This is a genomic window from Streptomyces hygroscopicus subsp. hygroscopicus (genome assembly GCF_001553455.1).
Taxonomy (GTDB): Bacteria; Actinomycetota; Actinomycetes; order Streptomycetales; family Streptomycetaceae; genus Streptomyces; species Streptomyces hygroscopicus.
Window position 1 is genome coordinate 1 of record NZ_BBOX01000255.1, and the last position, 18,406, is coordinate 18,406.

At 73.2% G+C, this 18,406-nt stretch carries 16 protein-coding genes and 1 pseudogene; 6 read left to right on the forward strand and 11 right to left on the reverse strand.

The window, feature by feature from the left end; genetic code table 11:
* From AXW62_RS24645 to AXW62_RS24670, 6 genes and pseudogenes are all read right to left on the reverse strand, one after another.
* Positions 1-454: pseudogene (locus AXW62_RS24645) on the reverse strand (beta-ketoacyl-[acyl-carrier-protein] synthase family protein); the annotation flags it as partial.
* Complete coding sequence (locus AXW62_RS24650) at positions 444-707, reverse strand: phosphopantetheine-binding protein (protein WP_060946426.1); 264 nt, start codon at positions 705-707, stop codon at positions 444-446. The gene AXW62_RS24650 and the pseudogene AXW62_RS24645, both read right to left, overlap by 11 nt.
* Positions 704-976 carry an acyl carrier protein gene (locus tag AXW62_RS24655; protein ID WP_030834033.1) on the reverse strand — a complete coding sequence of 91 codons (273 nt, stop codon included), beginning with the start codon at positions 974-976 and terminating at the stop codon, positions 704-706. Before AXW62_RS24655 ends, AXW62_RS24650 begins: the two co-directional genes overlap by 4 nt.
* Before the next feature lie 75 nt (positions 977-1,051).
* A complete protein-coding gene (locus tag AXW62_RS24660; RefSeq protein WP_060946427.1) occupies positions 1,052-2,437 on the reverse strand; it encodes a class I adenylate-forming enzyme family protein in 1,386 nt (461 codons plus the stop codon).
* A complete protein-coding gene (locus AXW62_RS24665) occupies positions 2,437-3,477 on the reverse strand; it encodes a 3-dehydroquinate synthase II family protein (protein WP_060946428.1) in 1,041 nt (346 codons plus the stop codon). The genes AXW62_RS24660 and AXW62_RS24665 overlap by 1 nt, the downstream gene beginning before the upstream one ends.
* On the reverse strand, positions 3,474-4,280 hold the full coding sequence (locus tag AXW62_RS24670) for a 2-amino-3,7-dideoxy-D-threo-hept-6-ulosonate synthase (RefSeq protein ID WP_078962091.1): 807 nt from the start codon (positions 4,278-4,280) through the stop codon (positions 3,474-3,476). Before AXW62_RS24670 ends, AXW62_RS24665 begins: the two co-directional genes overlap by 4 nt.
* 201 nt (positions 4,281-4,481) lie before the next feature.
* Between AXW62_RS24670 and AXW62_RS24675 the strand changes: the two genes are divergently transcribed.
* The 3 genes from AXW62_RS24675 to AXW62_RS24685 are packed head-to-tail and all read left to right on the forward strand — an operon-like array spanning position 4,482 to position 7,559.
* Positions 4,482-5,087 carry a flavodoxin family protein gene (locus tag AXW62_RS24675; protein ID WP_030834020.1) on the forward strand — a complete coding sequence of 202 codons (606 nt, stop codon included), beginning with the start codon at positions 4,482-4,484 and terminating at the stop codon, positions 5,085-5,087.
* On the forward strand, positions 5,084-6,697 hold the full coding sequence (locus AXW62_RS24680; protein ID WP_079115775.1) for an MFS transporter: 1,614 nt from the start codon (positions 5,084-5,086) through the stop codon (positions 6,695-6,697). The genes AXW62_RS24675 and AXW62_RS24680 overlap by 4 nt, the downstream gene beginning before the upstream one ends.
* Positions 6,657-7,559, forward strand: a complete 903-nt coding sequence (locus AXW62_RS24685) for a LysR family transcriptional regulator (protein ID WP_060946429.1) — start codon at positions 6,657-6,659, stop codon at positions 7,557-7,559. Before AXW62_RS24680 ends, AXW62_RS24685 begins: the two co-directional genes overlap by 41 nt.
* Positions 7,560-8,289: 730 nt before the next feature.
* Here AXW62_RS24685 and AXW62_RS24690 read toward each other — a convergent pair.
* The 3 genes from AXW62_RS24690 to AXW62_RS24700 form a co-directional block, all read right to left on the reverse strand.
* Positions 8,290-9,633 carry a sensor histidine kinase gene (locus tag AXW62_RS24690; protein WP_060946430.1) on the reverse strand — a complete coding sequence of 448 codons (1,344 nt, stop codon included), beginning with the start codon at positions 9,631-9,633 and terminating at the stop codon, positions 8,290-8,292.
* Positions 9,630-10,325, reverse strand: coding sequence for a response regulator transcription factor (locus AXW62_RS24695; protein ID WP_102865675.1), 696 nt, complete (start codon positions 10,323-10,325; stop codon positions 9,630-9,632). Before AXW62_RS24695 ends, AXW62_RS24690 begins: the two co-directional genes overlap by 4 nt.
* A 118-nt stretch (positions 10,326-10,443) precedes the next feature.
* The gene (locus tag AXW62_RS24700; RefSeq protein WP_060946431.1) at positions 10,444-12,288 is read right to left on the reverse strand and encodes an ABC transporter ATP-binding protein; all 1,845 of its coding nucleotides are present in this window, start codon (positions 12,286-12,288) and stop codon (positions 10,444-10,446) included.
* Between the two features lie 135 nt (positions 12,289-12,423).
* Here AXW62_RS24700 and AXW62_RS24705 point away from each other — a divergent pair, with 135 nt between their 5' ends.
* Positions 12,424-12,864: a MarR family winged helix-turn-helix transcriptional regulator gene (locus tag AXW62_RS24705; RefSeq protein WP_060946432.1), complete on the forward strand. Its 441-nt coding sequence runs from the start codon at positions 12,424-12,426 to the stop codon at positions 12,862-12,864.
* A gap of 23 nt (positions 12,865-12,887) precedes the next feature.
* Here the strand turns inward: AXW62_RS24705 and AXW62_RS24710 are convergent, their stop codons facing one another.
* The gene (locus AXW62_RS24710) at positions 12,888-13,631 is read right to left on the reverse strand and encodes a L,D-transpeptidase family protein (RefSeq protein ID WP_060946445.1); all 744 of its coding nucleotides are present in this window, start codon (positions 13,629-13,631) and stop codon (positions 12,888-12,890) included.
* 154 nt (positions 13,632-13,785) lie between these two features.
* Here AXW62_RS24710 and AXW62_RS24715 point away from each other — a divergent pair, with 154 nt between their 5' ends.
* Positions 13,786-15,687: an ABC transporter transmembrane domain-containing protein gene (locus AXW62_RS24715; RefSeq protein ID WP_060946433.1), complete on the forward strand. Its 1,902-nt coding sequence runs from the start codon at positions 13,786-13,788 to the stop codon at positions 15,685-15,687.
* Positions 15,684-17,465: an ABC transporter ATP-binding protein gene (locus AXW62_RS24720; RefSeq protein WP_060946434.1), complete on the forward strand. Its 1,782-nt coding sequence runs from the start codon at positions 15,684-15,686 to the stop codon at positions 17,463-17,465. The genes AXW62_RS24715 and AXW62_RS24720 overlap by 4 nt, the downstream gene beginning before the upstream one ends.
* Positions 17,466-17,509: 44 nt before the next feature.
* Here AXW62_RS24720 and AXW62_RS24725 read toward each other — a convergent pair whose 3' ends face one another.
* Entirely contained in the window at positions 17,510-18,301 is a 792-nt protein-coding gene (locus AXW62_RS24725; RefSeq protein WP_060946435.1) for a metal-dependent hydrolase, read from the reverse strand.
* Between the last annotated feature and the right edge of the window lie 105 nt (positions 18,302-18,406).

Genomic DNA, 18,406 nt, shown 5'->3' on the forward strand with positions numbered 1-18,406 from the left:
CCGCCGACACGGCCCCAGGCCCCACCGACGCGGCCCCAGGGGACACCGGCCCCACCGACGCGGCCTCCTCGGGCACGGACCGCGCGGACGCGGCCCCCGCGGCACCGACGGAGGGGCCGGGGCCGGGGCCGGCGGAGCCAGGCGCGTCCGGGCCGCGCCAGAAGCGGGTCAGGCCGGTGAAGTCACCCGCGGTGCCCACCAGGACGGCGGCCTCCGCGCCCGTCCGCAGCCCGGCCATGCCGGCCGCCGCCCCGGCGACTTCCGCCAGCACCTCCCGCAGCGGGGCGGCCCCGCCGCCGGTGGCGGCCACGCCGGTCCGGTACGGGCCGGTGTCGAAGCGGGTGATCGGCGCGAACGCGGGCCGCCCGTCGAACACGCCCTCCCGCAGCGGGTCCGCCCCGCTGCCGAAGGCCGTCCGCACCCCGAATCCGGTGAGCAGCACCTCACGGCTCATGGACGTCCGCCAGGTACTCGGTGATCCGGCGTATCGAGGTGAATTCGGCGAGGAACGCCTCGCTCGGCTCGACCTCCAGGCCGTAGCGCAGCTCCAGCTGGTGCAGGAACCACACCAGCCCGAGCGAGTCCAGCGCGAGGTCCGCGTCGTCGTCCAGGCCGGCCGGCAGTTCGGAGAAGATCTTGGGGTCGGACAGCAGCTCGCGCACCGCGCCGGCGGTGATCCGCGGCCGGGCCCCGGATTCCGCGGTCATACCGTGCCGCCGCGCTCGACGACCTCGTTCACCAGCTCGCCGAGGTTCATCGCACCGGCCTGTTCGATATCGCTGTCCGGGAACTTCACGTGGAACCGGCGCTCCAGCCGCAGGACCAGCTCGATCAGGCCCAGCGAATCGATGTCGATGCCGCCGGTGCCCATGGGGCTGTCATCGGTGATCTCGTCCGTGTCGAGCGGATGGTTCATGTCCTCGCTGATCGTGCTGAGCACGAATTGGCGGATCTCCTTCTGCAAGGCCGTCTGCATGGGGGCAACCTTTCTCTGACAAAGGTTTTGAGGTGGTCGACAGATGCGAGGTCGAAAGGAGAAAAAGGGGGGCCGTCAGCCTCGGGCGGAGCGGGCGAGCAGCGCCTCCCGGTGCCTGACGAGCTTGCCGTTGGAGGTGCGGGGCAGGTCCGGGAGGACGTGGACGACGCGCGGCACCTTGTAGTCGGCCAGCCGCTCCCGGCACCAGCGCAGCAGTTCCCCGGCCGCGGGGCCGTCCGGTCCGGTGGCCACATAGGCTTCGGTGACACCGGCGTGCACCACCACGGCCCCGCTGACCCGGGGGTGCTCCCGCAGCACGGTCTCCACCTCGGTCAGATCGACCTTGAGGCCGCCGATGACCACGAGGGAGTCGCCGCGGCCCAGCAGCCGCACGGCGCCGGAGGCGTCCAACTCGGCCCGGTCCCGGGTGCGCAGCCAGCCGTCGGCGTACCGGTCGCCGCCGGAGCCGTGCAGATACGGTGAGCCGTCCGGCAGCCACACCTCCAGCTCGCCCTCGTGGACGCGGAGCCGCACACCGGGCGCCGCCGGGCCGACGGCGGGCCGTGCGGCGCCGCTCACCTCCATCGCGATCACACCCGTCTCGGTGGTCCCGTACGATTCGCCGACCCCGATGCCGAACCGGCCGGCGAACCGCGCGGCGGTCTCGGGCGGCATGATCTCCCCACCGGAGACTGCCGCGCGCAGGGCGGGCAGCGCGGGCAGCTCCCGGGCGGTGCCCAGCAGTTCGTAGTGGAACGGCGTGCCGAAGATCAGGTGGACGTCGTGGCGCCCGGCGGCGACGAGGATGTCCCTGGCGGACACCCGCCGGGCGAACACCGCGGACACGCCCACCGCGAGCGCGTGCAGCACCCCGGCGATCAGGCCGAAACTGTGCGCGGTGGAGCTGAGCAGCAGCACCCGTTCGCCCGGGGCGGGCATCCCCTCGATCCGGGTGAACCGGTCGATCTCGGCCGCCAGGGAGTCCGCGGTCCGTCCGATCACCTTGGGCAGCCCGGTCGAGCCCGAGCTGAACTGCACCAGCCGGTGCGCGGTCGCCGCGGCGCGTCCGCCCGGACAGCGCGAGGTGACCACCTCGTAACGGGGTTCGAACCTGAGCGGCGAGCGGCCCGCCGTACCGGCGCTGACCATGAACTGCGGGTGGCACACCGAGCGCAGGGCGTCCACTTCGGACGGTTTGAGCCGGTGGTCGACCAGCATCACCTGGGCGCCCAGCCGCCACAGCGCGAACAGCACCTCGATCTGGGTGAAGCTGGGCGGTATCCGGAGCATCACCGTACGCCCCTCGCCGACGCCGTGCCCGGCGAAGACGTCCGCCTCCCTGGCCACGGCGTCCCGGACCTCGGCACGGCTCACCGGATGCTCGCCGTGGACCAGATAGGGCAGCTCGCCGGGGTGGGCGTCGAACAGCGCCTCGAGGAGCTCCCGCATTCCGGCGGTCATCAGTTTTCCCTGCAGAACTCGCCGATGGGGAAGCCCACATGGCGCTGGTCGGTGGCCAGGTAGCCGAGCAGTTCGTCACCGGGCCGCAGTTCGGTGACGTTGTGGACCTTCGCACCGGGCCCGAGCACCCGCACATGCCAGTCGTCCTGGACGGTCAGGCTCACCACGACGCCCTCGGCCGACCGCGCGGTGATGGTCAGCAGCGGCCGGGACTCCAGCTTGGCCCGGCCGACCGTGACCGGCCGGGTCCTGCCCTCGGCGTTGACGGCGAGCGTGGTGCTGCCCGAGCGCAGCTCGCTCAGGTAGTTGGTGCGGTTCTCCGGGCCGAGCACATAGGAGTGCAGGGCACCGGCGTTGACCCGGAACGGCCGGGTCGGCATGTACGGCAGCGGATGGGTCTCGCTGCAGCACAGGATGAAGCCGGTCGAGTACGAGCCGACCAGGATGCCCTCGTCCTCGGCGAAATGCGTGCAGGTGTCCACGCACACCCGGTCGCCGAGCCCGTGGTGCTCGATGCCGTCGACGGTCAGCGTGGTCAGTGGCAGGGGTTCGGAACCGGCCTCCAGCAGCCGGGCCAGCGCGAACACCTCGGCCGCGTCGGAGGGCGCCAGCAGGACCCCGTCCGAGCCGCGTTCCAGCACGTCCAGTACGGTGGCGGCCTCTTCCAGGTCCGCGCAGACGGTGACCAGTTCGCCCGCCGCGCGGTCCGCGGCGGCGAGCACGATCTCCAGGGGGATCTTGGTCGGGTCGGCGAAGCGGACCACGGTGCAGGGCAAGGTGACCGCGGCGGCGCACGCCAGCCGCAGCGAGGGCTCGTCGTGGACGTCGACCCAGCCGGCGGTGTCGGCGCCGAGGTCGCGCAGCTGCCGCTCCTCGGTCACCGTCGCGGTGGTGACGGCGGTGACGGTCGGGGGGAGCGATGTGAGGACGGCTTCGTCATCGCAGAGCACGCCCCGCATCCGGGTGTGGATGGCGGCGTCCACGACGGACTCCAGCCGCGCGTGCGGAACGGTTCGGAGGTCGATCCAGGCGAACTTCATACGGCACCTGTCGCAATCGTCGGGGGGTGGGGGGCCGTTCCGGTCTCGACCGCGTGGACCACGGCGGCGAGCCGCGCCACCAGGGAGCCGGGCGAGGGTGAGGAGAAGATCCGGCGGCCGACCGCGAGGCCCCGGCAGCCGGCGAGCATCAGCGAGGTTCCATGACCGATCAGGTCCGAGCCGTCGGGCGGGCCGCCGGCGGCGAGGACCGGCAGCGGGCTGCTGTCCACCACCTCGGCCATCCGGTCCAGCGGCAGCGCGACCGAGGTCTTCACCAGGTCGGCGCCGAGGTCCGCGGCGATGTTGACCGCGTGGGCGAGCAGCGCCGGGTCGTGCGGGTCGGCGATCCGCGGCCCCCTCGGATAGATCATCGCGAGCAGCGGCATGTTCCAGACGTCGCAGGAGGCCGCGACGGTCCCGAGGTCGGCGAGTTGCCGGTGTTCGGTGTCCGAGCCGAGGTTCACATGCACGCTCACCGCGTCCGCGCCCAGCCGCACCGCCTCTTCGACCTCGCCGACGAGCACCTTGGCGTCGGCGTCGGCGGCGTGCGCGGTACCGGCGCTCAGGTGCACCACCAGGGCGCAGTGGCGCAGGACGGCCGGTGCGATGGTGCGGGCCCGGCCCTTGTGGACGACGACCGCGTCCGCGCCCCCGTCCACCACCGCCCTCAGCAGCCCGTTCCAGCGGGCCTGGGGCACCACCGGTCCGTCGGACACACTGTGGTCGAGCGGGACGAAAAGATATCTTCCGTCCCCCACGGCCGAGAGTCTCCGCATCCGGAAGGATTTACCAGTATCGGTCATGTTCCAGGCACACCTCTCCCAACGGGCGGACGGTGCTTCGGGATTGCCGGGCCAGAATGGCACGCCGCCGCGAAAACGAGTGGATATGGAATCTCCATAACTTCGCGGTTATGCGGCTCTGAGAAACCTCTGAGATTTCTCTGACAGGCTGTCCGGCGGCTATTCCGCACGAACCGGAACCGCTTTTCCGAGGAGGCTGGTATGTCCGCCTTGACCGACCCGGTACGCGTCGCGATCGCCTGTCACGGCGGACGGGGTCACACCGCCAGGCTCGGAGAGGCGGTACGCGCCGGAGCGAGCCGGGTGCCGCACACCGAGGTCACCACCGTCCTCGTCGACCGGATCACCGACGAGGACTGGCTCCGGCTCGACGACGCCCACGCGATCGTCTTCGGCGCGCCCACCTACATGGGCACGGCCTCGGCGGCCTTCCATGCCTTCGCCGAGGCCAGCGCCAGGCGCTGGCTCACCCGCCGCTGGCAGGACAAGCTGGCGGCGGGCTTCACCAACTCCGGCTCCATGGCGGGAGACAAGGCCGGCACCCTGGGCCATTTCGCCACGCTCGCCGCCCAGCACGGCATGCTCTGGGTCAGCCTCGGCCTGGCGCCCGGCTGGAACTCCTCCTCCGGCAGCGAGTTCGACCCGAACCGGCTCGGCTTCTACCAGGGCGCCGCGGCACAGTCCCCGGTGGACGACAGGTCGGGCACGGTGCACAAGTCCGACCTCGCCACCGCGGAACACCTCGGGCAGCGGGTCGCGGAGCTCACCCGGACCGTCGTCGCGGGCCGGCGAGCGCTGGCCCGGTGAGCCACCGGCCCACGGCGCCGGCCGCCCCCGCCGGGGGAGGGCAGGACGACGGCGCGGCCGTCCCGGCCCGGCAGTGGTGGGCCGTGGCGGTGGCGGTTCTGGCGCAGACGCTGGTCCTGCTGGACAACACGGTCCTCAACGTGGCGATGGAAACCCTCGCCGACCCGGTCCGCGGGCTCGGGGCGAGCTCCGCGGACCTGGCGTGGGCCAACGCCTCGTACTCACTGGTCTTCGCCGCGGGCAGCTTCACCGGAGGCGCCCTGGCCGACCGCTACGGGCCGCGCCGGATCCTGGTCGCCGGGCTGGTGCTGCTGGCCGCCACCTCCGTGCTGGCCGCGTTCTCGCCCGGGGCCACGGAGCTGATCGTCACCCGTGGCCTTATGGGCGCGGGCGGGGCGCTGATCACTCCGGCCACGCTGGCGATCGTCACCCGCGGTACCGCACCGGCCCGGCGCACCCGGGCGATCGCGGTCTGGGCCTCCGCGGGCGGCGCGGCCGTCGCGCTCGGACCGGTGGTGGGCGGGGCGCTGCTGACCCGGTTCTGGTGGGGCTCGGTGTTCCTCGTCAACCTTCCGGTGGCGGCGGTGTGCCTGGCCGGCGCGGGTCTGCTGGTGCCCGAACTGCTCTACGCCGAGCGCAGGGTGCTCGACGCCTCGGCCCTGGCGCTCTCCGTGCTGGGGCTGGGGCTTGTGGTGTACGGCGTCATCCGGGGCGGCCGCCCGGCCGGCTGGACGAGCCCGGCCGCGCTGCTGCCGATCGCCGCCGGGCTCGCCCTGCTGGCGGTGCTGGTGATGACACAGCGCCGCCGGGAGACGCCGGGATTCGATGTGCGCCTGTTCACCGAGGCGCGCTTCGCGGGCGGCAGTGTGACCCTGCTGCTGCTCTTCTGCGGGCTGGCGGGACAGCTTTTCACCTGCGCCTTCTACCTCCAGGGGGTGCACGGGCTGTCGGCCCTGGCCGCCGGGGGCGTGATGGCGGCCGCCGCGGGCGGCATCGTCCTGGGCAACCAGGTCTCCCCCGCACTCTCCCGGCTGCTGACCGTCCGCTGGTGCGCGGTCGCCGGGATCCTCCTCGCCGGTGGGACCTTCGGCGGCTTCGTGTTCTTCACCGCGGACACCCCGGTGGCCTGGATCGCCGGGGACCTGTTCGCGCAGGGCGCCGGCATCGGGCTGGTGGTCGCGCCGATGACGGCGGAGATGATGGCCGCCCTGCCCCAGCGGTACACCGGCGCCGGCGCGGCCGTCGCCGCCGCCACCCGGCCGGTGGGCAGCACGCTCGGGGTGGCGGTGCTCGGCTCCGTGCTCGCCACCGCCTACCGCGGAACCATCCGGCCCGCGCTCGACGGCCTGGCCCCGGGGCCGCGGGAGCGCGCTCTGGACTCCGCGGAGGCCACCCGGGCGGTGGCCAGGTCGCTGGACCGGCCCGATCTCCTCGCCGCCGCGGACCGGGCCTATCTGCACGCCATGTACGTCACCGCCGCGTGGACGGCGCTGCTGTCCCTGGCCGGTGCCCTGCTCGTCATCGGATATTTCCGGCCGCGACCATCGAAGACGGAGGCAGGAAGTGGATATGGATCTGCGCCACCTGCGGATCGTGCTCACCGTGGCTGAGTCGGGCAGCATCAGCCACGCGGCCGCCCGGCTCCAGATCGCGCAATCCGGCCTGTCCACCCAGCTCAGACGCATCGAGCAGGAATTCGGCGGCCCGCTGTTCCAACGCCGCCCGCAGGGCGTGGTGCCGACCGAACTCGGCGTCCATGTGCTGGGGAGGGCCGAGAAGTTGCTCGACGAGTTCGGCGATCTGCTCGCCACCGCCAGGACGCTGGCCCGGCCGGCCGAACCGCCGCAGGCCGTCGCGCTGGGCGGAGTGGACAACCCCTGGGTGCCCCGGATCGCCGCGCTCATCCGGGAGCGGCTGCCGCACCACGAACAGCTCACCTATCTGGAGCCCTCCTCGCAGGCCGTGCTGGATCTGCTGCGCACCGAGAAGATCGCGCTCGCGGTCGTCAGCGAGTTCCCGGACGTCGTGCCGCCCCAGGTCCGCGACTTCACCGTGCACGATCTGGACACCGAACCGGCGCTGATCGGGCTGGCCCCCGGCCACCGGCTGGCCCACCGGCCGCTGCTCGCCCTCGAGGAGCTGGCCGAGGACGTCTGGATCGCGCAGGGTGACCGCTCGGACGGCCTCGGCCTGAGCCTGCGGATCGCCTGCGAACGAGCCGGGTTCACCCCCCGGTTCCGGTACTTCGGCGCCGACCAGGCCACCGCGGCGGCCATCGTGAGCGCCGGGAACGCGGTCGGTGTCTTCCTCTCACCGGGTGACCACTGCCAGGGGATCGTGTGGAAACGACTGGCGAACGGCCGGTTGTGGCGCCGGACGCGGCTGGTGTGGGACGCCGGGTCGCCACTGGCCGGGCTCGCCGAGGACATCGACCGCGGCGCGCTCGACCGATGCGGACGGCTCGCCTCGTGAGCCCGACCGTGAACCTGCCCGTTGCCCCGGCCGTTACCCCGGCCACCCGCCCGGCCGTTGCCCCGGCCACCGGCCCGGCTATTGGCCCAGCCGTTGCCCCGACCACCGCATCGGCTGCTGACCCGGCCACCGCACCGGCCGTTGGCCCGGCCACCGGACCAGCCGCTGACCCAGCCACCCGCCCGGCCGTTAGCTCGGCTGTTGCCCCGGCCGCTGCCCCAGCCACCGCATCGGCTACTGACCCGGCCACCGCATCGGCTGCTGACCCGGCCACCGGCCTGGCCGCTGGCCCGGCTGCTGACCCGGCCCACGCCCCGGCCGCTGACCCAGCCGTTGCCCCGACCACCGCACCGGCTGCTGACCCGGCCACCGCACCGCCCGCTGACCCGGCCACCGGCCGGCCGTTGCCCCGACCACCGCACCAGCCACCCGCCCGGCCGTTGCCCCGGCCCACGCCCCGGCCGGGAAGCTGGCCGACGCGTCGGCCGCGTACCCGGACACCCGCCGGGGGCGGGGCCCCGGAACACCACGGCCGAAGCGTGCACCCAGCGCCCGGCCACCGGCCCGGACGGCGGCCCCGGCACCCCGTACCCGGGCGTGGCCGGTGTCCCGGCCCCGGCCCCGGCCCGGCCCGGACCCGGCCCGGAGACAGCCCGGAGACAGCCCGGACCCGGCCCGGAGACGCCCCGGACCTGGCCCGGAGACGGGCCCGGTCATGAGCCCGGACGCGTCAGTGCCCCGGACCATCCGGCGCCCGGGCTCCCGTGGAGAGGCATTCCGGGCTCTTCCGCTGCCGCTGCCGCTCTCGCTCACGCTGCCGCGGGATCATCTCCCCCGCCCGCCCCGTGGGCAGTTCCACGGTGAACAGCGCACCGTGTCCCGGCCGCCCGACGGCGGAGATGCGCCCCCGATGGCTTTCGACCACCTCACGGGCCAGCGCCAGGCCGAGCCCGAACCGTCTGCCCCGGCCGGCGGTCCCCCTGGCGAACCGTTCGAAGATGCGCTCGGCCTCCTCCGGTGCGAACCCCACGCCGGTGTCGCGTACGGACAGCGACACGATGCCGGGCAGCGGGGCCTCCACGGACACCACGACCTCGCCGCCGGGCGGGGTGTGCCCCATCGCGTTGTCGACCAGCGCGGCGATCACCCGGCGCAACGCCGGCGCGGTGCCCATCACCACATGCCGCCCCGGCGCGCGCCGCAGCCGCACGGTCAGCCCCATCGCCTGGGCCCGGACGTCCTCGGCGGCCACCGCGTCTTCGGCGAGCGCGGCGAGGTCGACCGGCTCGCGGGACGCCGGCGAGCGGGAGAGCCGCGCGGACAGCAGCAGGTCGTCGATGATGTCACCGAGCTGCCGGGTCCCGGTCACCAGGCGCTGGAGGTCGGTGGCCAGCTGCTGGGGGCTCGCCGAGCCGGAGCGACGGGCCAGAAGCTGCGCGCGGGTGTGCAACTGGGTCAGCGGGGTGCGCAGTTCGTGGCTGGCGTCGGCGACAAACCGCCGCTGCCGGTCCAGGGCCTCGGACAGCGGCGTCATCGCCCGCCGGGCGAGCAGGCCGCTGGCGATCGCGACGAGCGCCAGGCCGACCGCCTCCGCCGCCGCGAAGGCCAGCAGCAGATGGTTCCGGTCGGCCCGCTGGAAACGTTCCCCGTACGCCGCCTGCACGACCTCCGAACCGCGCCGGGCGGTGCGCACCGTGTACTGCTCGCCGCCTCTCACCACCCGTTCCAGCACCGCAGGTCCGCCCTTGCGGACCGCGTCCAGGCTGGTCCGCACGGGCAGCCCGGCGGGGATGCCGGGGGTGCTGCTGATCGCTCCGTCCCGCTCCACGGTCATCCACACACAGACCGGCGGGCTGTCGACGGTGTTGTGGTCGATGCCCCACTGGGTCTCGCGCTCGGCGTCCGCGCGCTGGGCGAACAGCACGACGCCATAGACGATGGCCCCGACCAGCAGCATGATCACCGACATCACCAGGGAGATGCGCCAGGTGATCGTCCACTGGGCGGCGGAGAGCCTTCGCCGTTCCGGGCTCGGCGCCGTACGACGTGGTGAACGGGTCGGAAGCGTCTTCACAGCGTTCCCATCCGGTAGCCGCTGCCGCGCACGGTGCGGACGACCTCGCGGCCCAGTTTCCGCCGCAGGTAGTAGACGTAGGTGTCGACGATGGAATCCGCCGAGGTGTCCGGAAACACCCGCTCGCGGAGGTGCGAGCGGCCGTGCACCGTCCTGGGGCCGTCCGCCAGGGCGTGCAGCAACGCGCATTCCCGCAGGGACAGTTCGACGCACCGGCCGTCGGCGAAGCGGACCTCGCGGCGCTGGAGGTCGAGCTGTCCCTCGCCGAGCGGCAGCACTTCGGCGCCGGAGAGGTCGCGCCGGTGCAGCGCCCGCACCCTGGCCAGCAGCTCGTCCACCTCGAACGGTTTGACCAGGTAGTCGTCGGCGCCGCTGTCGAGTCCGCTGACCCGGTCGCCCAGTTCCCCCAGGGCGGTGAGCATCAGGACCCGGGTGGTGACCCCGACCCGCCGTAATCGTTTCACCAGGTCCAGGCCGTCGATGCCCGGAAGCATCCGGTCGACGACCAGCACCTGATGTCCTCGGCCGAGAGCCAGGTGAAGCCCCCGATGGCCGTCGAAGGCCACATCGACCCGGTACCCCTCGGAACTGAACAGTTCTGCCAGCATGTCTGCGGTTTCCCGGTCGTCCTCGACCAGTAACAGCCGTGTCTGATCCGCAGTCGACTGGTCTGTATCGGCTGGATAGATCATTCGCTCATCTTGACAGTCCGGGCGCGCGGGCGGCGCGTCGTGTCCCGGCCGCGTGACGCCCCCTGCGCGGCGGCGCCCGGCGGGCCCTCGCGGGACGGATTCCCGCGCCAGGAGGAGCCTAGACGGCGGGGGCCACCGGCGACAGGCGGGCGTCGCGCCGTACCAGCGCGGCATAGCGCCCGTCCCGCGCCAGCAGCTCCTCGTGGGTGCCGCGCTCGGCGATCCGGCCGCCGTCGAGCACGACGATCTGGTCCGCGTCGCGCACGGTGGAGAGCCGGTGGGCGATGGTGATCGTGGTGCGGCCGGCCGAGAGGGCGTCGATGGCCTGCTGGACGGCCTGCTCGGTGCGGGTGTCCAGGGCGCTGGTGGCCTCGTCGAGGATGAGGACAGGCGGATCGCGCAGAATCGTGCGGGCTATGGCCAGGCGCTGCTTCTCCCCGCCGGAGAAGCGGTAGCCGCGCTCCCCCACCAGGGTGTCGTAGCCGTCCGGGAGGGAGGCGATGTGGTCGTGGATCTGGGCCGCCCCGGCCGCCGCCACGATCTCCTCGTCGGTCGCGTCGGGCTTGGCGAAGCGCAGGTTCTCGGCGACCGAGGCGTGGAAGAGGCAGGTCTCCTGGGACACGACGCCGACGGCTCGGGAGAGGGTGTCGAAGTCCAGGTCGCGGACGTCCACCCCGTCGATCAGCACCCGGCCGCCGGTCACGTCGTACAGCCGTGGCACCAGATAGCTCAGGGTCGTCTTGCCGGACCCGGTCGATCCGACGACCGCCAGGCTGCCGCCCGCGGGAACGGTCAGGTCGATGCCGCGCAGGGTGCCCTTGGAGGTGTCCTTCACCGGGTCCTTCGGTGTGCCGGGGTCCTTGCCGTCGTAGTCGAAGTCGACGCCGTCGAAGCGGACTTCGCCGCGCACCTTCTCCAGCCGCACCGGTTCGGCGGGCTCGGCGATGTCGATCGGCAGGTCGAGGTATTCGAAGATGCGGGCGAAGAGCGCGAGGGAGGTCTGCACCTGCACACCGGTGGACAGCAGGCTCACCGTGGGCCGCAGCAGCCCCTGCTGGAGCGTGACGAAGGCGACGAGCGTGCCGATGGAGACGGCCGGGCCGCCGGCCTGGAGTGCGATTCCCGCGGCCCAGTAGATCAGCGCGGGCATCGCCGCCATGACGACGCCGATCGTGGACATCCGCCAGCGGCCGGCCATGTTGGACCGCACTTCCAGGTCCACCAGGCGCTCGGACTCCTGGGCGAACCGCTGGGTGAGGGACGCGGACCGGCCCATGGTGCGACCGAGCAGGATGCCGCTCACCGACAGGGACTCGGTGACCATCGCGGACATGGCCGCCATCTGCTTCTGGCGCTGTGAGGTGATCTTCTTGCGCTCGGCGCCGACGCGGCGGCTGATCCAGACGAACAGCGGCAGCAGGAGCAGCGAGACGACGGTCAGCCGCCAGTCGAGCGCGAGCATCGCGACGACGGTGGCGACCACGCTGGTGAGGTTGGAGACCAGCGAGGTCGCGGTGGAGGTGACGGTGGCCTGCATACCGCCGATGTCATTGGCGATCCGGGACTGCACCTCGCCGGTGCGGGTGCGGGTGAAGAAGGCGAGCGGCATGCGCTGCAGCCGGTCGTAGACGGCGGTGCGCAGATCGTGCATGACCCGCTGGCCGACGGTGGTGGAGATCAGGGTCTGCAGTACGCCGAAGACGCTGTTGACGAGGGCTGCGGCGATCATGCCGAGGGCGAGCAGGCTGAGCAGTCCGGTGTGGCCGTCGGGGATCGCGGTGTCGAGGATCTCCCGGAGCAGGAACGGCGAGGCGACCGAGACCAGTGCGGAGGCGCCGACCAGCAGGCCGACCAGGGCGAGGCGGCCGCGGTAGGGGCGGAAGAGCGGGAGGATGCGCCGCACCTGGGCGGGCTGCTCGGGCTCCTGGGTGGACGGGGTCCACGAGGGGATGTCGGGGTGCATGGGCTCCTTCTGGAAGCGGGGAGGCCGCCGCGGATGACGGCAGGGTGACGCCGTGGCCGCGCCGGCGCGGACTCCGGGAGCATAGCTCATTGTTACCTATGTTCACAATGAACAATGTCCTGATAGGCTGCGATCATGCCCACGTCCGAGACATCCGGCCTCCTCGCGGAGCGGCTGCTGCACCTGACCCGCAGACTGCACCGCGCCCAGAAGCGCCATTTGGAGCCGCTGGGCATCACGCCCGCCCAGTCCCGCCTGCTGCGCATCCTCGCCCACGGCGACCAGCCGCCACGGATGGCGGATCTGGCCCAGCGCCTGGAGGTGGTCCCGCGCGCCGTGACGACGCTGGTGGACGCCCTGGAGGCGCACGGCTCGGTGCGCCGCGTCCCGGATCCGTCCAACCGCCGGGTGGTGCGCGTCGAGCTGACCGACACCGGGCGGTCGACGCTGCGCGCGCTGCGCGAGGCGCGGCGCGCCGCCGCGGAGGACATCCTGGCACCGCTCAGCGATCAGCAGCGCGAAGTGCTGGAGGAGCTGCTGGACACCCTGTCCGGGACCCCGGACCACCGCTGCTGAGGCCGGCCGCGCCCGCGCCGCGCTCAGGCGGCCAGATGCGCCTTGTCCCCCATGACCACCACCGGGTGCAGCTTGGGGTCGAGGTTCTTCAGCAGATACTCCATACCGGACTTGGACAGGCTGACACAGGCCGAGGTGCCGCTGCCGTGATCCCTGTGCAGCCAGATGCTGCCGCCCTTGCTCTGGCCTTCGGGCCGGGTCGGGTCGAGCGGTGAGGTGCCCTTGACGCGGTTGTAGTCGATGGCGATGACGTAGTCGAAGTCGGTCCAGTGCGACTTGGGCCAGTAGTGGGGGGCCGCGAAGGAGCCCGAGGAGGTGTACGGCAGCCGGGCGCCGGGGTCGGGCAGCACACCGCCCGCGTCGCTGAGCGTGTAGACGCCGACCGGGCTGCGCTTGTCGCCCTCGTGATGGCTCGTCGTCCAGCCGCGCTTGCCGTTGTGCGCCGCCCAACTGCGGGTGCGCTCCCATTCCTTGCCCCGCTTGGTGTAGAGGACCACGGTCGCGTCCGCCGAGTTCACCCCCTTGCCGTAGACCGCCACCACCTGACGGGACTGGTCCGGGATCCGGGACTGGAGCCGGTCCCCCACGTCCGGGATGCGCGTGGGATCCGGCGCGGGTGCCCCGCTGCGCAGCGCTTGCCGGCCGTGGTCTCCGCCCTTGGCGCCGCCGTCGTCCCCGCCGCCGCCGTCGCCGCAGGCCGTGAGGAGGAAGAGGGCAGCGGCGGCCGCGGTCGCCGCACGCATGGACATCGTGCCGGAAATTCGCATGTCCCCCATGGTCCCACCCTCCTACGACAGCGCCGCACGCGGGATTGGCGTGTTCCGGCCGCTCCCGGAAAAACCAGTTGAATTCCGCGACGGGGAACGTCAACCTGTCACGTCTCCTGTCATCCCTCCGCCGCCCGCCCGACCTTGGGACGTCATGCACATTCGCGATCTTCCGTATCCCGATCCCGGCCGACCCGACGTGCGGTCAGGTCCGCGGTTCCTCCTCTGGCTGGGCCGGAATCAGTTGGGCGGGCAGGTCAAGGCGGCCCTGTGGGGCCTGGTGCACATGGCGGCGCTGGTGTCCTTCCCCCTCGCCATCGGCTTCGGTGTGCAGGCGGTCGTGGACCGCTCCGGCGCGCGGCTGGCGACGGCCGGAGCGCTGATGGCGGGGCTCACCGTGCTCACCGCGCTGGGCGATGTCATGCTGCACCGCGCGGCGGTCACCAACTGGATCACGGCGGCGGCCCGGGTGCAGCAACTGCTGGCCCGCAAGGCGGTGGAGCTGGGGTCCACCCTCACCCGGAAGGTGGCGGCGGGCGAGGTCGTCGCCGTCTCCACGGGCGATGTCGAGAAGATCGGCTGGTTCGTGGAGGCGCTGTCCCGCTTCACGGCGGCCGCGATCACCAGTGTCGCGGTCTGCGTGGCCCTGGTCCTCTACCAGCCGGCGCTGGGAGTGGTGGTGGCGGTCGGTGTGCCCGCGCTGGCGCTGACCGTACTGCCGCTGCTGCCGCGTGCCACGCGCCGGGCCGATGAGCAGCGGGAGAAGGCGGGCCGGGCGACCGAACTGGCCTCGGACACCGTGGCCGGGCTGCGGGTACTGCGGGGCATCGGCGGCGAGGAGCTGTTCCTCCGCCGCTACCGGCGTGCCTCGCAGGAGGTGCGGATCGCGGCGGTGCGCAGCGCGCGGATGTGGGCGCTGATCGCTGCGGTGCAGGTCGCGCTGCCGGGGCTGCTGCTGATCGGTGTCGTCTGGTACGGGGCGGCGCTGGCCCGCGACGGGCGGATCGAGGTGGGCGAGCTGGTCACCGTCTACAGCGCGGTCACCTTTCTGCTCTTCCCGCTGCGGCACGTCGAGGAGATCGCCATGGCGTACTCCTTCTCCCGGCCCTCCGCGCGGCGCGCGGCCCGGGTTCTGGCGCTGCGGCGCTCCTCCCCGCCCCCGCGCGTGGCCGCCGCGCACCGGGACGGACGGCCGGCGGACTCGCGGGACGCCACGCCGCTCGGCGGGGACCTTTACGACCCGGCGAGCAGGCTGCTGGCGCCCAGCGGGCTGCTGACCGCGGTGGTGTGCGGCGACCCGGACGCGGCGGGGCGGCTGGCGGACCGGCTCGGAGGGCACCCCGTGGCGGACGGCCCGGACGAGGGGGAGCGCGCCGGGGCGCCCTCGGCGCTGCTGGGCGGGGTCGCCCTGGACGAGGTGGTGCTTCCCGCGGCGCGCGCCGCGGTGCTGGTGCAGGACAAGGACCCGGTGCTGTTGTCGGGCACGCTCGCCGAGCTCCTGGACGTGCCGAGGTCCGGCGAGGTCTCGGCGGAGCAGGCGCTGGAGGCGGCCCAGTGCGGCGATGTGCTGGACGCGCTGGCCCAGGCGTCGGCGGCGGACACCGGGGACGCCGACCCCATGGGCGCCCGGATCACCGAGCGCGGCCGCTCGCTGTCGGGTGGCCAGCGGCAGCGGCTGGCGCTGGCCCGCTCACTGGTGACCGACCCGGAGGTGCTGGTGCTCGACGAGCCGACCTCCGCGGTGGACTCGCACACCGAGGCGCGGATCGCCGAGGGGGTGCGGCGGCTGCGGGCGGGCCGGACGACCGTCGTCATGACCTCCAGCCCGCTGCTGCTGGACCGGGCCGACCGGGTGGTGTTCGTGCACAAGGGCGAGGCGGCGGGGACGGGCACCCATCGCGAGCTGCTGAGCACCGATCCCGCGTACCGCACGGTCGTCACCCGCGAACCGGACGGCGAGGCCGCCGCCCGCGGGGCCGGAGGGGGCACCGGGCCGGACGGCCACGGACTCCAGGGCACCGGGCGGACCGAGGAACAGATCGAGGAGTCGGCATGATCGGCGTGGCACCGCCCGCCTATGACCCGGCCGCACCGGAGTCGGCGACGACGCTGCCGGTCGGCACCCCCACCACCGTGCGGGCCTATGTGCGGGAGCTGCTGCGGCGGCACCGGGGCGCGTTCACCGTGCTGATGGTCGTGAACGCGATCGCCGTGATCGCCTCCATGGTCGGCCCGCAACTGCTGGGCGGCCTGGTCGAGGCCCTCTCCACGGGCGCGGAGGACCTCCATATCGGGCGCACCGTGGCGCTGTTCGCGGTGGCACTGGTGGTACAGACCGCGTTCGTCCGGATGGTGCGGCTGCGCGGGGCGGTGCTGGGCGAGCGGATGCTGGCGGATCTGCGGGAGGACTTCCTCGTACGGTCGGTGGGGCTGCCTCCGGGGGTGCTGGAGCGGGCCGGGACCGGGGATCTGCTGTCCCGGATCACCACCGACATCGACCGGCTGGCGAACGCGATGCGCGAGGCCGTGCCGCAGCTCGCCATCGGCGTGGTGTGGGCGGCGCTGCTGCTCGGCGCGCTGATCCTGACCGCTCCGCCGCTGGGTCTCGCGGTGCTGGTGGCGCTTCCGCTCCTCGTGATCGGCTGCCGGTGGTACTTCCGCCGCGCGCCGAGCGCCTACCGCTCGGAGGCGGCCGGCTACGCGGCGGTGGCCGCGTCCCTCACCGAGAGCGTGGACGCCGGGCGGACCATCGAGGCCCACCGGCTGGGCGACCGGCGGGTCGCCCAGTCCGAGCTGCGCATCCGGCAGTGGACGGCATGGGAGCGCTATACGCTCTGGCTGCGCTCGGTGCTCTTCCCGGTGATCAATGTCAGCTACACCCTGATCACCGGCTCGGTGCTGATGATCGGCGGCGTGTGTGTGATGCGGGGCTGGATGTCGATCGGTGAGCTGACCACCGGGGCGCTGCTGGCGCAGATGCTGGTCGAACCGATCGGGCTCATCCTGCGCTGGTACGACGAGCTGCAGGTCGCGCAGGTGTCGCTGGCCCGGCTGGTGGGGGTGCGGGAGATCGAGGAGGACCGCGCCGACGAGGGGGTGGTCCCCGGCGGCCGTGAGGTGCGGGCGGACGAGGTGCGGTTCGGCTACCGCGAGGGCAGCGACGTGCTGCACGAGGTGTCCATGAAGGTGCCCCCGGGGACGCGGCTGGCGCTGGTGGGCCCGTCCGGGGCGGGCAAGTCCACCCTGGGGCGGCTGCTGGCCGGGATCTACTCCCCGCGCACCGGCAGGGTGACGCTGGGCGGGGCGGAGCTGGCCCGGATGCCGGCCGAGCGGGTCCGTGAGCACGTGGCCCTGGTCAACCAGGAGCACCATGTCTTCGTGGGCTCGCTGCGTGACAATCTGCTGCTGGCCCGCTCCTTCGCCGAGGACGCCGAGCTGTGGGCGGCGCTGGGCGCGGTGGACGCCGACGGCTGGGCCCGCGCGCTGGACGAGGGCCTGGACACCGAGGTCGGGTCCGGCGGTCTCGCGCTCACCCCCGCACAGGCGCAGCAGATCGCGCTGGCCCGGCTGGTGCTCGCCGATCCCCATACGCTGGTGCTGGACGAGGCCACCTCGCTGCTGGACCCGCGGGCGGCGCGCCATCTGGAGCGGTCGCTGGGCCGGGTGCTGGAGGGCCGCACCGTGGTGGCGATCGCCCACCGGCTGCACACCGCGCATGACGCGGATGTGATCGCCGTGGTGGAGAGCGGGCGGATCACCGAGCTGGGCAGCCATGAGGAACTCCTGGCCGCGGACGGGGCCTATGCCGCGCTGTGGCGCTCCTGGCACCAGTGAGGGGAGCCGGGCCCCGGCACGGGCGGCCCGGCCCCCTCCGGGAGTCAGATGACGCCGAGGGCGGCCAGCCCGCCCATCCCGCCGAGCAGCATGAAGACGGGCATCAGCACCTTCAGCTCGACCCAGCTGCCGGCCCGGAAACGCATCGCCTTCGGCGGGCCGACCGGGTACCAGCGCTTGCGGCCGATCGGGATGGGCCACAGGATCGGGCAGCCGGAGACGGTGAGCGCGTCCCCGATGTCGTGGACCAGGGCGCCGAGGATGATCGGCAGCCCGAGCCAGAGGTACTCCTGGCCCGGTGCGCCGAACAGCCAGTCCGAACCGTTGCCCGGCTTGTGCAGCACATCGGCGAGGATCCAGGCGCTGGCCGCCCCGAGCAGCCACACCAGGACGTCGCTGGAGACCCGCGCCGCGCGCCACAGCAGCCCCTCGACGGCCAGCACCATATGGACGAAGAGGATGCCGAGCACCGCCCAGCGGCCGCCGACCATGGCGAGCGCCGAGGCTCCGGCGCCGATCAGCACCGCCCATACCCAGGTGTGGGTGAGGGTGCGGTGACCGCCCGAGCGGCGCGGGTCGCCCGCCTTCCTGGTCGCCTGGTACACCGAGTGCGAGATTTTGTCGATCACCTCGCACAGTCCCCGTGAGATGGGCCCGAAGGCGCGCGATATGGTCGCCGCCTTGTGGTCGAGGTCGGGGGCGAGCGCCGCTCCCGCGCAGATCAGCGCGCCGGCGACCAGCACCGGCCAGGGCATCGCGTGGTCGGCCGCCGCGGCCGCCGCCCCCACCCCCAGCCAGGCCGCCGCCCCGGACAGCGAATGCGCCGGTCCCATCATGGTCGTACCCCGCCCCTGTTCTTCCCCGCTCGCATGCGGGAGTTGACTGCTTCGGCGCGGCACAGCCTAGCCGCGGACGATCTTCGTCCGCACGGCCGGTTCCCG